Source organism: Mycoplasma wenyonii (assembly GCF_003265155.1).
Taxonomy (GTDB): Bacteria; Bacillota_I; Bacilli_A; order Mycoplasmatales; family Mycoplasmoidaceae; genus Eperythrozoon_A; species Eperythrozoon_A wenyonii_C.
This window is the reverse complement of record NZ_QKVO01000004.1, coordinates 19,566-35,044: the sequence shown is the minus strand read 5'-3', so window position 1 is coordinate 35,044 and position 15,479 is coordinate 19,566. Positions and strand designations below refer to the sequence as shown.

General features: G+C 33.3%; 15 protein-coding genes and 1 pseudogene. 5 read left to right on the top strand and 11 right to left on the bottom strand.

What is annotated here, in order from left to right; all coding sequences use genetic code 4:
• The 11 genes and pseudogenes from DNK47_RS01695 to DNK47_RS01645 all read right to left on the bottom strand — a co-directional run.
• Positions 1–964: pseudogene (locus DNK47_RS01695) on the bottom strand (hypothetical protein); the annotation flags it as partial.
• A 20-nt stretch (positions 965–984) separates the two neighbouring features.
• The gene (gene ptsP / locus DNK47_RS01690) at positions 985–2,727 is read right to left on the bottom strand and encodes a phosphoenolpyruvate--protein phosphotransferase (protein WP_112665361.1); all 1,743 of its coding nucleotides are present in this window, start codon (positions 2,725–2,727) and stop codon (positions 985–987) included.
• A 133-nt stretch (positions 2,728–2,860) separates the two neighbouring features.
• Positions 2,861–4,579, bottom strand: a complete 1,719-nt coding sequence (locus DNK47_RS01685) for a glutamyl-tRNA amidotransferase (RefSeq protein WP_258393903.1) — start codon at positions 4,577–4,579, stop codon at positions 2,861–2,863.
• Between the two features lie 4 nt (positions 4,580–4,583).
• Positions 4,584–6,029 (bottom strand): amidase family protein, encoded by a 1,446-nt coding sequence (locus DNK47_RS01680; protein WP_376764431.1) that lies wholly within the window; start codon positions 6,027–6,029, stop codon positions 4,584–4,586.
• A 139-nt stretch (positions 6,030–6,168) separates the two neighbouring features.
• Entirely contained in the window at positions 6,169–6,471 is a 303-nt protein-coding gene (locus DNK47_RS01675; RefSeq protein ID WP_112665357.1) for a hypothetical protein, read from the bottom strand.
• A gap of 15 nt (positions 6,472–6,486) precedes the next feature.
• Positions 6,487–6,795: an HU family DNA-binding protein gene (locus DNK47_RS01670; RefSeq protein WP_037331049.1), complete on the bottom strand. Its 309-nt coding sequence runs from the start codon at positions 6,793–6,795 to the stop codon at positions 6,487–6,489.
• Positions 6,796–7,080, bottom strand: a complete 285-nt coding sequence (locus tag DNK47_RS01665; RefSeq protein ID WP_110555222.1) for an HU family DNA-binding protein — start codon at positions 7,078–7,080, stop codon at positions 6,796–6,798.
• Positions 7,081–7,115: 35 nt separating this feature from the next.
• Positions 7,116–8,465, bottom strand: coding sequence for a ribosome biogenesis GTPase Der (gene der, locus DNK47_RS01660; protein WP_112665355.1), 1,350 nt, complete (start codon positions 8,463–8,465; stop codon positions 7,116–7,118).
• Positions 8,466–8,525: 60 nt separating this feature from the next.
• A complete protein-coding gene (locus tag DNK47_RS01655) occupies positions 8,526–9,350 on the bottom strand; it encodes a phosphotransferase (protein ID WP_112665353.1) in 825 nt (274 codons plus the stop codon).
• A 1-nt stretch (position 9,351) separates the two neighbouring features.
• Positions 9,352–9,771, bottom strand: coding sequence for a hypothetical protein (locus DNK47_RS01650; protein ID WP_112665351.1), 420 nt, complete (start codon positions 9,769–9,771; stop codon positions 9,352–9,354).
• A 35-nt stretch (positions 9,772–9,806) separates the two neighbouring features.
• A complete protein-coding gene (locus DNK47_RS01645; protein ID WP_258393902.1) occupies positions 9,807–10,580 on the bottom strand; it encodes a TatD family hydrolase in 774 nt (257 codons plus the stop codon).
• An 18-nt stretch (positions 10,581–10,598) separates the two neighbouring features.
• Here DNK47_RS01645 and DNK47_RS01640 point away from each other — a divergent pair, with 18 nt between their 5' ends.
• From DNK47_RS01640 to DNK47_RS01620, 5 genes are all read left to right on the top strand, one after another.
• Positions 10,599–11,435: a GTPase gene (locus DNK47_RS01640; RefSeq protein ID WP_112665349.1), complete on the top strand. Its 837-nt coding sequence runs from the start codon at positions 10,599–10,601 to the stop codon at positions 11,433–11,435.
• A 3-nt stretch (positions 11,436–11,438) separates the two neighbouring features.
• Positions 11,439–12,143 (top strand): hypothetical protein, encoded by a 705-nt coding sequence (locus DNK47_RS01635; protein ID WP_112665347.1) that lies wholly within the window; start codon positions 11,439–11,441, stop codon positions 12,141–12,143.
• Positions 12,144–12,155: 12 nt separating this feature from the next.
• A complete protein-coding gene (gene rpsT / locus DNK47_RS01630) occupies positions 12,156–12,485 on the top strand; it encodes a 30S ribosomal protein S20 (RefSeq protein WP_112665345.1) in 330 nt (109 codons plus the stop codon).
• A gap of 41 nt (positions 12,486–12,526) precedes the next feature.
• Positions 12,527–13,420: a DUF5385 family protein gene (locus tag DNK47_RS01625; RefSeq protein ID WP_112665343.1), complete on the top strand. Its 894-nt coding sequence runs from the start codon at positions 12,527–12,529 to the stop codon at positions 13,418–13,420.
• Positions 13,421–13,631: 211 nt separating this feature from the next.
• The gene (locus tag DNK47_RS01620) at positions 13,632–15,479 is read left to right on the top strand and encodes a DUF2779 domain-containing protein (RefSeq protein WP_112665341.1); all 1,848 of its coding nucleotides are present in this window, start codon (positions 13,632–13,634) and stop codon (positions 15,477–15,479) included.

Sequence of the window (15,479 nt, the reverse complement as noted above, 5' to 3'; positions counted from 1 at the left end):
CATATAGCTTTTCGTCACCATTTTTACTACTTTTAAAGTAATATGAGGCGTCTTCATCTTCTGAAGGGGGAGAAGTAGATAGTTCAGAAGAATCTACAACAGTTACAGTCTCATTGACTTTTTTAACTAACAGTCTAGAAGAGGGTAGAGGATTGGAAAAAATTAATTTAACACTATCAAATGGGTCTCCAGTTAATTGTGCTTGAATTTTGACAGCTGAAATTTTTGGTTGATAAGTCTTTTCTGCCCTTCATTTATCTTTTCCAGGCTTTGTTATTTCTATAGTGAAAGTGCTATTGGCTTGAGGTATTTTGTTCTTATCAAGTTTCAAAACATAGAAACCTCCTTTCTTAAATTCAGCATTGCTTTTTAATCTCTTTTTTTCTAAATCTTCTGTCTTAGCTTGAAAATCTTCAAGTTTAACTGTTATTTGTTTGTTTTGGATTTGGCTGGTTGTATCAGTACTTGCTTGTTGTAAAGATGAATTTAGACTTTTGAGATCAAAAACATTGTAGAGAGTACAGAAGGGGTCATATTGCATAATGACATTATCTCTCCCTCCTGAGTAGTCAAAATATCTACATCAATATTTCTTCTTTTTAGAATCATCGGCGAAGATTTCAGGCTTTTCTTCTTGAGTTGTTGAATCAGAAGAAGTTACTTGAGGAGTTTGGGATTGTTGCTCTGTTTCTCTTTTCTTTCTTCTTCTTGCCTGCCCATTTCCAGAGCTTTTATATTCAGTGTCTTTTCTACCCAATACTCAATCCATAGCATCTTGCACATCCTTTGGTACTTTAGGAATTCCATCATCATAAAGTTCTTGAGTGGCTTTAACTAGAAAGAATGTACCATCAAAGTTCATGAGAGACGTGTAGCGTCCAGAAAGTGTATATGCAATGGTTCCGGCACCGGCAGGAAATCCAAGAACAGATAGAAGGAGCTTAAGCCCCCTCTGGGAAGGCACTTCCTAACTAAAGCAGAAAGCTAAAGAAGTATATTACTTTCTTCTAGATACTTATTTACCATTGCCAATACTTCTTGTTCAGAATTTTGTTCTAATGCTCTTTCAACTAACCTCTTAGCCTCAGAAAAGCTTATATTATTAAGAACTCTCTTGATTACTGGAATAGATGGGGCGGACATAGACAGCTTATTGACTCCCATTCCGATTAATAAAACTGCTGATTGGGGGGAACTGGCCATTTCACCACAAACACTCACTTCAATATTTGCTTCATTAGCATTCTTAACAACCATTTGGATAAGTCTTAAAACTCCGGGAGAGTTTGGTTGATAAAGATTATTTACATTCTCAGACATTCTATCTACTGCATTGGTGTATTGAATTAAGTCATTTGAGCCAATAGAAAAAAAGTCAGCAACTCTTGCTAATTGTTTAGTAATTAAAGCCGCTCCAGGAACCTCAATCATTAGACCAACAGGGATATTGTATTCAAATTTATGTCCTTCTAGCTCTAATTGGTGTTTTACTTCCATTACTGTTCTTTTAGCTTCAATGAACTCTTCAAAGGTAGTGATCATTGGAAACATGATCTTGATATTTCCATCTTTGCTAGCTCTTAATATAGCTCTTAATTGAACTATGAATTGTTCTCTTTCTTTCAAGCTCATTCTGATAGCTCTATACCCTAAGAAGGGATTCATTTCTTCTGGGAATTGATAATAGTCTAGATGTTTATCCCCCCCTATATCTAAAGTTCTAATGGTAAGACTTTCATTGTCGTGAAGATCCATTAGTGTTTTCTTATAGGCTTCATATTGAAGATCTTCTGAAGGTCAATCCCTGCTTTTCATATATAGAAACTCTGTTCTAAAGAGACCAACACCTTCTCCTCCAAACTCTCTAACCTTTGGCATATCTGAAGGCTGTCCAATATTCCCTAGAATAGGAATGCTCTTACCATCCAAGGTTTTGCACTTCTTGGTTTTGTAACTTTCTCAGATTAACTTAGTTTCTTCAAACTTCTGCTCTCTCAATTGAAGTTCTTTCAAGAGTCTCTCATCTCCCTCTAGATCAAAATGAACCGAACCAGCACTAGTATCAATGGCTATTAGCTCTCCGTTTTTAATTAATGAGGTTGCGTCCTTTGCAGATACTATAGCTGGAAATCCCATAGTTTTGGCCATAATTGCAGAATGGCTAGTAACTCCTCCTAATTCAGTAACAAAAGCTTTGATGTATCTCCTGTTTAATAATGAAGTCTCGCTAGGAGTTAAATCTTTTGCAACTATTATGCATTCGCTGTCAATGGAACTTAATTCATCACTTTCTGCATTAAGAGCTATTGTTAATAGTCTTTCTTTTAAGTCTTGTAAGTCAGATGCTCTTTCTTGAAAATAACTGTCTGGCATTTCTCTAAAAGTTTGAGAATATCTATCATAGACAGAGGCAATTGACCAAGCTAATGAACAATTTTCACTAAATATTCTTTCCTTTATTTCATTCCTAATTTCTTCATCTTTAAGTATTTCTTTGTGGGCTCTAAATATATCTGCTTTTTCTTCTGATATATTCTGTGAAGCTAGCTTAATTAATTGATCAATTTGTTTAATAGCTTTTTCTTCTACACTTTGGTAGATGTAAAACTCTTGCTCAGGAGAAGAATTAGATTCTTTTTCATATTTAAGTTCTGCTTTCTTGAGTATGTATGCCTTACTAACTACAACTCCCTCTCCAATACCTAAAGCCTTAATAACCTTAGGCATATTCCTAAGTTACTATTTCTAAGAGTAAAGATTAAAAAGCATTTTTAATTTGAAATCTATAACAACTCTCAACTATAAATAAGACACTCATTAATTTAAATAAATCTAATTGAATTTAACAACCGCTAATTAGTTAAAAAGATTCAATCTCTTCTTCTTCAAATATTTCTTGTGGCTCTTGACCAAACTCCTCAAGAACTTCTTTTATTCCCTCATCTTCAGTCATTTCTTGCACTTGAGCATCTTGTTCCGCTTCTTCCTCCAACACTTCTTTTTCCTTTTCTCCCTCGGCTATCTCTTCCTCTTCTTTTTTCTTTTCTCGTCTTTTCTTTCTTCATTGACCTAATTTAGTGGTAGGTTCTGGCTCTTCGGGCTCTGGTTCTGGCTCAGGAGGGCCATTAATTATTCTGTTAATGAAATTTTTTAGCTTCATATCAACTATTAATTTGGCTTCAGACATCTCTACTTTTTCTTGGAACTTTTCTCTAATGACTCCCAACAGGAAAGAAGAGATTTTCTCTTCTCTTTCTGTCAACTTCATTAACTCTTCTCTTTTTGAATCAATGGTTTCTTCACATAATTGCACAATCTCATCCTTTTCAATGGTTGGAAGAGAAATATAGTACTCTACTACTGGATCAACAGATGTTAGAAATCTATTAAGTCTCTTACAGCACTCTCTTACCTTTCAGTTATTGAATTTGAAAGCCTTTATGTCTATTTCTTTAAATAGATTGGCTACTAATCCATGCAAGAACGCTATTAGGTTATTAAAGGTTTCTTTTTTGCCTCCTACAGAGTGAAAGATCTTAAGTACAAAGTAAGCATTAGCTCAATTCTTAAGTATCTCTTGTATTCTGCAACATTCTCAGAAAAAGTCATAGCTTGCAATAATCTCTTGTCGCTCTCTATCTGCTAACTTACTATTCTGTATTTCTTTAAAGATTTTGTTTAAACGGTCTTGATCTGTCTCGGAAATTAATTTCTCTCTTATATCCAGAGGTAAGGTAATTTCTGGAATACAACTCTCTGGAATGAATAAATAATCTGCCTCAGTCATCTTATCTCTCAAAAGTGTTAAGCTAGATGTCTTTTCTGTTCAGTTAAAAGTTTCATTGGCAAATATGTCTACATCCTTTTGAGTCATTTTTTCAAGAAAGTGTTTTTTGATAAAGACTGTAGACTGCTCAATTGCCTTATAAGAAGCTAAGTTCTTAATTTCTGCCCTGCCAGTTTTTGCTTCTCCATTTTCATCAACCAAAGAAACATTTAAGTCCACTCTTAGTTGTCCGCTTTCCAATTCTGCCTTAGAAAGTTTCAGTATGAAAGACAGAAATCTAATTAACTTAACACATTCAATGGCTTCTTCAGCACTCGTTAACTCTGGTTCCGTCACTATTTCTATCAAAGGTACCCCTAACCTTTGGCAAGTAAGTTGATAGTTACCACCTAAGTTTTCTGGCATTGAATGGGCTGCAGTATCTTCTTCTAGAGAGACTGACCTAATAACTACTTTTTTCTTTAGATTAGGAAGAAAAATATGTCCATTCTTGCCGATGGGATTTAGATGTTGAGTAATTTGATACCCTCTGGGCAAATCAAAGTAGAAATAGGATTTTCTCTCAAAAGTTAGTTTCTTCGGAATATCGGAGTGAGTCGCTCAAGCCATCTTATATGCAGATCTAATTGCGAAAGTATTTATTTGTGGTAAAGTTCCAATAAGTCCCAATGAGGTATAGGAATTGGCTCCTGTCTTAGTAGCTGAAAAGGCTTTATATTTGGTCTTTAAGGCTAAGTGAATCTCTAGCCCAATCTTTAATTGAAAGTTGTTGTTATTAATTTCTTCTGTCAATTTTTTAAAGTAATTTCTTAGTTTCTAGATACTTAATTGCTGAAAGAAGATAGTGATCTTCTCCTCTTTTAGCAGTTAAGTGAAGTCCAACATAAACTGTAGAGGTTTTTTCATAGTATTTAGCTTCATACTCTAGTCAGGGAATAGAAATTGCAGGAGTACCGCTGAAATTGGACAAGAGCAACACAGAGCTACAGTTATCTACTTGATAGCTATTAGAAAAGTTTTCAAGTAATGGAGCTATTGTAGGAGTTGTTGGAGAAATCAATATCTTTCCTTCTGAGAGAATTCTCTTCATATTTTGACTGTATGCACTCATTAATCTTCTAGCTTTTAGATATATATTCTGATAATTTGATTGATACAAAAAGAAATATCCTATTAAATGTCTTAATTGAACTTCTCTTCCCATTTTTTCTCTAATTTCTCGGGCTTTCTCTTGATATTTCTTATCAACTGGAAATTTGCTGTTAAAAGACACGTCACTTACTTGAAGATTTGATCAAGGAACAACTAAACCATTTAAAGAAAAATAGTGAGTTATTGCCTCGCTGTAAGCAATAATCTTGTAAGTTAACTCTGCTAAGTCTAAAGGAATTTTTCCTAAAGTTTCAGAGAATAATTCACAACTGGAATCTTGATTCAATCTATTAATTAAGTTACTGTAACTTTCTTTGATCTTGGTCTCTTGTTGAGATAAAGTTCTGTCCTCTGGATATCTTTGTAACTCATCAAGTACCACAAAGCTTAGTTTTTTGGGTTTATCTTCAGATTTATAAGTTGACAATAGCTTCTTTGGTTTAGGAAATTTATGAAAGGCTTTTTGCTGACTCTTTAAAGTAGTTAGATCTAAAGGATCTGACCCAGAAATAACACTCAATACTCTAGCAATAATCTCCACAGAAGTAGAGATAATAGAAGGAGTATCTAACAGTGTACAAAGAGGTAATATTCCTTCTCTAGACACCAAACCAAAAGAAGGCTTAAAGCCATATAAAGAGGTATAAGATGCTGGTGTTCGAATTGATCCCCCAGTATCAGTCCCAATTGCGAAATCAACTAAACCTTTACTAACTAAATAAGCTCCGCCAGAACTTGATCCACCACAAACTCTATTCTCATCATGCGGATTACTTAATAATCCAGTGTTGCAGAAAACTCCCGCACCTCCCATCCCAAACTCATCTAATGCTGAAGAGCAAATGTGAACAGCTCCAGCATCAAACAACTTTTTATAGATAGTTGAAGAAAAAGGGGGGAAATGAGTTAATAAGGCATTTGAGCCCCCCGAGGACAGCTTATCTTTAATGTAGATAGAGTTTTTTAGGGAATAAACAAGACTTTTAACTGGTTTCTTACGAGAAGGAAAAAGTAAAGCTCTTACTCTTTTCTTCCTTATATTTTTAAGAATTTCTATCGCCCCTTTCTCTCAATTAGGATCAGTCTCAATAATGGCTTCTTTGGGAATAGAAGATAATAGCTTTGCGCCATTACCTTTTCTTAATATTCCTAAAGTTTGTTGGAGTTGTTGTTTAGTAATAATGGCTTAAAACCTATGCTTTATATTTAAAGCCTAACTCTCTGTAAGACTAATTTATTGTATGAGGAGAAACATAGCTCTCTTTGCTAGTCTTATCAATTAATTTCTTGTAGAAATCATCTATTTCATTTAAAGATAAAGAATCATGAGAAGTAAAAGGTTCAAAATTCTCTAGAGACAACTGACTAAGCCTATTTAAGTCTTCCCCCATAGATTGAATTAACTGAACAGCTTCCTCAACTATTTCTTCAGGGGAGGCAAAGAAAAGAGCGCTTGAGGCTTTTTGAAGAATCTCTCTAATGGATTTTTCATCAAGAAAAAGGGGAGAATGGCCCCCCTTTTCCTCTGACAACTTAACTAGTAAAAACTAGTATTCGAAGGTTGCGTAGATATCAGTCACTTTTCCTGAAACAATATCCTTAAGTTTCTTTGAGGGAACTAATCTAGGAACCTCCTTAGCTGGAATTTGAATCTTCATTTTGGTTGCCGGATTAATACCAGTTCTAGCACTTCTCTTTGAAATCTTTAAGGTGCCAACTCCCAAAAGAGAAACACTTCCTTCTTTCTTTAACTCTTGTATAGAAAAATATTGAAATTCTCTTAAAACGCTTTGAGCTGTTTTATGGGTACAACCTACTTTATTTGCTATCGCCTCCAGTAAATCCTTCTTCTTCATCTATTTTCCTTCCTCAGCGACTCTTTGTTTTATCTTTCTAGAGAATTTAAATCTTGGAACAACAGTTGCAGGAATAACAATAGGTTCTCTGGTGGTAGGATTAAAAGCTTTTCTTTCTGCTCTTGGAGAAACAACCATTTTTCCCAAATCAAGAACAGTAAACTCTTTTTCTTTAATTAATTGGTCAGCAACAATTTCTCCATACTTGTTTAATACGCTATTAACTTGTTCTCTAGTTAGCTTAGTTGCACTTGCAATTGCTGAAAGTAATTCTGACTTATTCATTTTCGAAATTTATTTTACACAAAAAGTAGTTTTAGCTAACTTTTCTTGTAGTACAACTTTATGGGAGAATAGATACATTTCAATGAGGTTCTAAATTGAGATTCTATCAATCTCAGTTGCTGTGTATCTATCCTATCTGGATTAGAACAATGTATTACAAAGGTTGGAATTGCAGACTTTACCTGCTTAATCTCATTTAGAGTTACTGACTTAGTAGAGTTCAATAAGAATAAATTGGCTCTAGAAAGAAAGCTATTTAGCTCAAATTCTGAAAAAGACCTACTGCTTTCTTGTTTAATTAGTGCTAAAGCTTCAAATAATTTCTCTAATTTCTTAGAGTATTTAGAACTTAAAAATACTATAGGAGCTCAACTTAAGAAATAAAACTTCTTTCTAATTAGCTCTTCATATTTAACTCTTTGTGGGCCTGTAGCATAATCCAAGAGATCTCACTTATTAACAACAATTATCACAGGCAGATTAGAGTCAAAGACTTCTTTGGCTACTTTGTCATCTAGGTAATTTAGTGTGGAATCTAAATCTATTACAAAGATCAAGATATCAGCAAACTTAATTGCCTTCTGGGCCCTAATAAAAGAAAGATGGTCCAACTCTTCATTTCTTAGTCCCACTTTTTTGAGTTTCTTTCAACCAGGACTATCAATTAGTAGATATTCTGATCCCTTGTAATTCAACTTGTATTCCACTAAATCTACAGTTGTTCCCTCTGCAGAAGAGACAATGATGGAGTTAGAGTTTAGGAGCGCATTCACTAATGAAGACTTTCCCACATTTACCTTTCCAATAATGGCTAACTTAAGTAAATTGTGTTCTTCTTTGGCAATCTCAAGAACCTCTTCCTGTTTTTTTGAAAAACAAACCTCTTCTATCTTTTCTTTGAGAACAGACATGTTTATGTTGTGCTCTGCAGAAATTAGTAAGGGAGATTGAAAACCTAACTTTTGCGCTTCAAAAGAGCTATATTCTTTTTGATGTTTTTTAGAGTCAATTTTGTTAGCCACTAGCAAGACTGGACAAGTAGCACACTTATGCAATAGCTTAGATATTTTTTGCTCTATTAACCTAATTCCATCAGTCTGAGAGTACATAAAAATCACTAAATTAGCTAACTTGACTTGCTCTATCAATAACCTATTGATTTCTGATTGAAAGATAGAATCCTCTAACCTATCTGAGTAGCCCCCACTATCTATTAGTAAGATTTGCTTTCCTGATTTCAAAGTCATCTCTCTCATCACTAAATCTCTAGTAAGACTTTCTCTATCTAAGACAATTGAGTGTCTGTCCCCAATTAGTCTGTTAAATAATTGAGATTTCCCTACATTTGTTGCTCCAACAATTAATACTCTAGGAAGAGACTTCACTAAAAATCTAGTCTTAAAAAGAAGTAACTATTTCCCTATTTATTAGCTTGTTGTTCTCTCCTAACTTCTTCAGGACATGTATTTCTCTAGTTGAGAGATCAACTTACCTCTATATTTTTCTAGTCTCTCTGATCTATCTCAACTGAAACTTAGCTGTCAAGAATAAAAAGTAGCAATAAATACAAAGTCAAGCAATATTTCTTTATTCAGATTCAACATTTGAGCCAAAAGCATTATCTTGTCTTTAGTTAATTGGCACTCTCTAGCGAAATTACCATACTCTCAATAGATAGTATTTAGTCTAGCTCACTCATAGTCTATTAGAGTTAAATTCTCTATCCCATAGTAATTAGAGTAGATTAGATTCTTAAGACTTATATCATTGTGAGTTAAGATTTTTGGCAAATCTTGATACTTCTCAACTAATTCTTTATAGACAGGAAAATACTCAGAATATTCTTGTCTATCTTGATCTACTTTGGAAATAGTATCGAAGTGATCATGTTCAGTAATATTCTTTAGTTCTGATACGGGTATAGAGTGGTATTCAGTAGCTAACTCAACTATTCTTTCCAATAAATTTCTGTCTAGTAATCTAGCACTTAATTGATCTCCCACTATCCATTTATAAATAGCATTTCCAGTAGCACTATCATAGACTATTAAATTTGGGTCTGGAACTAATTTCAAAACTTCTTGTTCATTTTTTCTAGAGATTAGGTGATTATTATCAGCTATTCTGACCTTATAAGATCTCCCATCTAATAGAGTTATCTGGAATATCTGATTAGAAAACCCTACCAGTATCTTCTTAAAGGTTCTAATTTGAGCCCTGAACTGAGGGAAATTATCTAGGAAGAACTTTTTTGCTAACTCTTTGGCCAATTTAACTTTCTTTACAACTTTTAACTAATATTTCACACAAATTGTGTGAGGTAATTAATCAACCTGAGGAGATTTGATATCTCTTCTCTTGGCCACTACCGGAAGAACTTGGATAGGCAAGATTTAACTTAATCTCTCCCTCTTTTAGTCTTTCAATTACAGAGGCATATCTTCTATTAATAGACATCTTTCCATCAGGCAGATTTACCTGAAGAGATTTAACATCCTCGCTCACAAAAATCTCTGTAGGCCCAAGTATTCTAACTCTAATGGGTTGATCGGGAGAAGCTAATCTATTTACTTTAAGTCTTTCATGTCTAGGAGGATTAGTTGGTTTTACCTCCTTTGCCTCCTTTGCCTCCTTTTCCTCTTTCTTGACTTGCTTTTTCAAGCTTTGCTTAAGAGTTTTTAACTTAGCCATATATTTAAAATTTTAAGTCCCTATTTTGAATTAGGCTAGGGAATTCTAAGTGCTTTCTTGCTATTTTCCATTACTATTTTCTTAAGTTCTGATAGCTCAATTTTCTTAACTTCGGAGATAACTCTAAGAATAGATCTGCATATTGTGGAACTAAGTGCCAAATAAGGAGAGTCACTTTCTACTAATAACCTATCTAAAGGAGTTTCAGAAATTAACTCTCTAAATTTTTCAATATTTCTAAAAATCAAAGGAGAGAAAGAGATAAAGCAATCTTTCGAAAGACTAAGCAATTCTCTTAGCTCTTCTTTTGTTCCATCAAAAGAGTGAATTATTCCATAAAAACTAGATTGTTTCTTTAGGGCTTCAATTGCTTCAGACATTGCATTTCTTATGTGAAGAACAGAACTTAAATTATGTTTTCTTGCCAGCTCTAATTGCGTTTCCAACCATTTAATTTGCTCTTCATAACTTTCTTCTTTGGTTACTCTATAAAAATCGAGTCCAATCTCTCCAATTGCCAATACCTTAGACTTGTTCTTTAGTATTAGTTCCTCCAATTGGGTTATCACTTCTTCTAAAGAATGCTTTTCTTCCGTAATATATAGAGGGTGTATTCCAATCGCACAGTAGATTTGTGCAAATTCCCTTGACTGCTCCACTACTTCCTTAGACTCACTTAAAGAGGTTGCTACATTCAAGTATTGAAAGTTACTTTCAAGGCTAACTAGTCTCTCAAAATGAGGGCTAAACTCCTTGGAAGTGAAATGCACATGTGTTTCAAATATTCCTATATGTGTGTTCTTATTCACTTAAGCTAAATCAAAAAAATGCAACAAACTAACAAAACTACTAAGTACTTACCCCTTTATCTCCATAAATCCTTTAGACATATCTCTAATTTAATGCCCTATATCTCTTTAATTCTGTTGGTAGTTGATGGAAGAGTACCACAACTAAGGGAGATATACATAAAAGAAATAAAGAGAAAATGACCCAATAAAGAGATACTAGTTATATTCTCCAAACAAGATCTTCTTCCCTCTCCTAAATTAGAGAATTCATTTGACTTAAGAAAACCTAGCTCTAAAAAAGCTATTCTTAGATTAATTTATTCCAAGTTAAAGGCTCTAACTTTAAGCTCAAAAGAGGCTACCAATTCACTCATTATTATGGGTGGCGCAAATAGTGGCAAGTCTAGCCTAATAAATCTATTAATAGGTAGAAGAAAAGTTAAAAAGTCTCCGGAGGCTGGAACCACCAGAAATATTTCCAGACACAAGATTCCCGCAACTGCCTTATTGGTTTATGATAGTCCTGGACTATTCCCTTCTAACTTAAACAAAGAGTTAAAGATTCTATTTAGGCTTTTAGATTTCTTACCTGCTACTGAAGGGGGAAATGAAACCATCGGAGAATGAGCCTATAACTATCTCTTAAGAAATTACCCAGTTAAATTGCAAAAGCTATTGTCTGAAAACTCTAAAGAAAGCCTCACAAATCTTCCCTATCACTCCTTCCTAAGTTCCCTAGCTAAAAGGTATAGATTGTTAGAGAAGAAAGGAGATCTATCCCTAGAATTGGCTGAACGTAAATTCCTCCAATTAATCAGAAATGGTACTATTGGCCACCTTTATTGAGAGATAGGAATCTCTCCTTCTCGCTAAAACTTGAAATCCTTTTTAGTTAATAAAGAACCAACTCCCAAAAATAAAGTCAGGCAAAGAAAGCGAATATTCAGTAAAAAAGGATCAGAAAGGAGTATCTATAAAATTCTTTCGTCTTGCTTTAAAAAGAGAGGATATTATCTCTCTCAAGGTCCTATTTTTGAAAAATACAAGGAACAAATACTTGCAATAGCCATCTTTTTATCTACAACCTCTCCATTTCTATACAAAAAAAAATCAGAGAAATTACTTAACTTTCATTGAAGGAAATATATTCAGATATTCTCCAAACAAGATGCAGTTAATTTCCTAGACTGTTCTGTTTTATATTTACTAGAAAATTCTCACTTCTCTGGAGAAGATGAAGAAGAAATTAAAAGTTATCTTCCTAAACCCATTATTTCTTTCAATGAATCCTATGTTCTCTCCATTATTAAAAAGAACAAAGAAGACAACGACTTAAATCTACTAGGAATAAGATTTGATAAGTACTTAAATCTAATTGACCTTTCTCTTCGACTGTTTGAAATTATTAGGTATGAGGTATCAAAAGACTGTTCTAAAGTTCTAGAGTTAGTTGAGCTTTCTAATACTTGAAAAGAAAAAACAAGTGAGATCTTTGGATTTAAGTCTGAATATATTGCCTTTCTTTACTTTTTAAATCTAAGGTCTAAAAGGAGAAAATTAACTCCTTGGTGGCTTAGTTAATCTTTATATAGGGTGGCAATAAAAAAGAAAGTTAACTCTAGGGCTAAATCTAGAGAGAAAGAGCTAAAGAAGGAGAGAATCAGATATGAACTTAGAAGGAGAGCTAAGAAGCAAATTAAGAAACAATTAAGTAGTATTCTTGAAGCCAATAACTTAACTGAAGAAAAAATTCAAAAAAAGAAAGAAGCCCTTTCACAGCTATATAAGACTGTGGATAGCAAGCAAAGCAAAGGTTTAATTACTAAGGGTAGAGCCAATAGACTTAAATCCAAATGCACTAGAAAATTAAATGAGTTGCTGAATTCTTACACAACAAAAACAAACAGCTCCGAACTAAATTAAGTAAATAAGAGGGAGGATATACTCCTCCCTCACTTACTCTATTGCTTAGTTCAGCATACTCGATCCTCCCAGTTTTCTTTGTTATTGGTGCCTTTTATTTCATCACCAAGAGAAAAAGAGAGAGGCGAGCTAAACAACTTAATAGAAAAGATGACATTTGATACATAGTTAAGGAATACCTAAAGCTTTCGGGAAGACAAGGGCATCAATTAGCTGATCTTTCTCTTTATCCAAGGGCTCAAACTATCTCAACTTTGAGAGAATACATTTGTGAGGTCAGGCAAAGTTTAAAGATAGAAAATGCCAGACTTCAAGGAATTAAGCTAAGTCCAAAGAAACTTAAGAGACAAGCAAAGTGAAATAAATGAATTCCTTTTGCTCAAAAAGAAACTAAGACTTTTCCAAAAGAAGAAGAGTACCAGAGGACAATAGAACTCAAAACCTTAAATCTATTAGCTCAAAAATACTCTATTTACAGAGAATATCTAGATATTTATAAAAGAGTCTCTGGTTCTGAAAGATTTCAAAAGGTAATCAAAAAAAGATTAATTGGAGAGGCTCTCTCAAGAATTACTAAGCAAAAAAAGAAAATAATCTCTAGAAATAGATATTTAGTTTGTTTCAGAACTATTAGTAAACAACGGTCTCTAACTCCTTGAGAAGCTATAGAAATTGAATTATTTAAGAATCCAAAAAAAGGTACTAAAGACAAATACAAGATATTATTTACTGCTTCTCTAAGTTATGAGGCAGAGCTTCACTGAATTTATGCAATGCAACTTAAATACTTCAGGGACAAGAAGGCTGCTGAAAGGCAAAGTAAACTTGAGCAACAACAGTTAGAGAAAAAGCAAAAAACTAAAAGAAATCTGATGAAATTCTTTCTTCCTCTCTTAACTCTCTTAAAACTTCAAAAATCTCAAAAAAAGAATTAGTTATCCCATAAAGAAGGCTTTAGAACAATTATTTAGTCTTAATTACAAAGTTTTTAAAAGGTCTTTAGAAGTTCCCTTTGAGCTTTCCTTTCTCTCCGAACAAGAGCTTTCTGAATTAATTTCTGAGATACCAAGCCAAGAAAAAACACATCAAGCACTAAACCTCTCTCTTAGTGAATATGAAAACAAAAAATTACTTATTCAAAAAATTATGAACAAAGCAGAGAGCTCTACGCACAATAAAGACTTCCTCACAGAACTTCTTAATTTGTGGAATTGAAAAGAAAAATCTCAATTGGTTTATCTATTTCAGGGAACTAAAGAAGACTGAGAGGCTTTTCTGGAACACAAAAGAACGAGCCAAATAAACACTTTTTTTATCTATGAACCAAAAATTCAGCTTAAGAATTTCTCTGGAGATGGAGTTGACTTTATTCTGAATCCTAGCGGCCTATTAGTCTCTGATGACAATTTCATCTTGTTTGTATTTTCCTATACTTTCAAGCCTAATGTAACTTACTTTCCTCAATTTCTCTTCTATTCTCTAAGTTTCCAAAAATATCTAGAAATAGAAATTAAAGAGTTTTTTATTGCTTGATTTGATGCCGGTGGGGAGTTACATCTTTCTAACTATCTTCCTTCAGTAAAAAAATTAACTAAAAAATCTTCTCCTGATTATCTAAAAATCTCAAGATTTCTAGAGGTACAAAGCTTGACAAAAAACCTTCCTTTTGAATTTGAAGAAAAAACTTTTGAAACCACAGAATCATTTGAAAAAAATGCAGAAAAGATTTCCGAAGCTATCGCACTTTTGAAAGAACACTTTCCTGAGCGAATGAAAATGTTGACACAATTGGCAAGTAAGCTAATTCAAGAAGTTCCTGAAAATCTAGAGGTTTTCTCTGATTGATACAAACACATTAATTGAACTAATTTACTCTCACTAAATTCCCTAGTATCAAATCATCAAACTTATTCACAACTTAAGCTGTTTGAATCAAGCGCTTCTGCCTACAGACAAGCCTTACAACTTTTATATCCTAACTTTGAAATTCTCTCTTCATCTTTGGTTGGTTTTCAAAAAATCTTTGAACTAATTAAGGCAATAGACATTAGTTCCTTGCCGCCAATCCCAGAAGAAAAAACCTTCTGAGATTCCTTTCTAATTTTTTGTTACTCCAAATTTTTTGAGATAAATCTAGATAGTCGTAATCACTCTATATTTTCAATTCAAGGTTGTCAGAAATTACAGAAAGAATTGCTAGAAATTGAGTGAAAAGTCTACTATGACTTCGAATCCTATTCTGAAACCCTAACTCAGCTTTCTCTACAAATTTTTCAAGGTAAAAATCTCTATTTAAAAGAAAACTTAATACTGGAAGACAAAGAGAAACTAGAAGAATTTGAACAACTAATTATCACTAAGCTTGCATACCCCATACTTCAACTGAACTGAAATTTTGAGTTAGCAAAACAAAAAATTGTCTATATCTCTTTCAACAAAACTTTTGAGTGTGAGTGATTATCTAAGTTATCTCAAAAATACAAAGAGAAAGAAGAAAAACTCTCTAGACTCGCTGAATGAATTCGACTATTAACTATTGATCTAAGTGATTGATTTAGATTCTCAAAGAATCTTGTACTTAATCTAATAGGACCTTTAGAAGGGGCTCACAGTCTAAAAAAACTAACTAAATTAGTTTCTAAGAAACAATATTCTGAGATAGAGTTAGTTCAAGATGGGCGAACAGCTCAACTTCTTTACTTCTTTTTTTATCTATCAGAAGATCAATTAGATAACCAACACCTAACTTCTAATAATTGAGTGATTCCGAAAGAAAGTACTTTTTCCTTGCGAGAGCAACTCAAAGAATATTGTGAGCTAGATGTAGAAAATATGGTTCTGGCTGTAAAGTGATTAGAGCAACAGTATAAAAGACAAGAAGAATGCCTTGTCTATCAAAACTGTCTTCTTCAATTTACTAGTTGATTTAAAAGTAGAAGTTACTTAGCTTTAAGTGAACTAATTAAGGATTACATAAACTGAAAACTTAGTTAA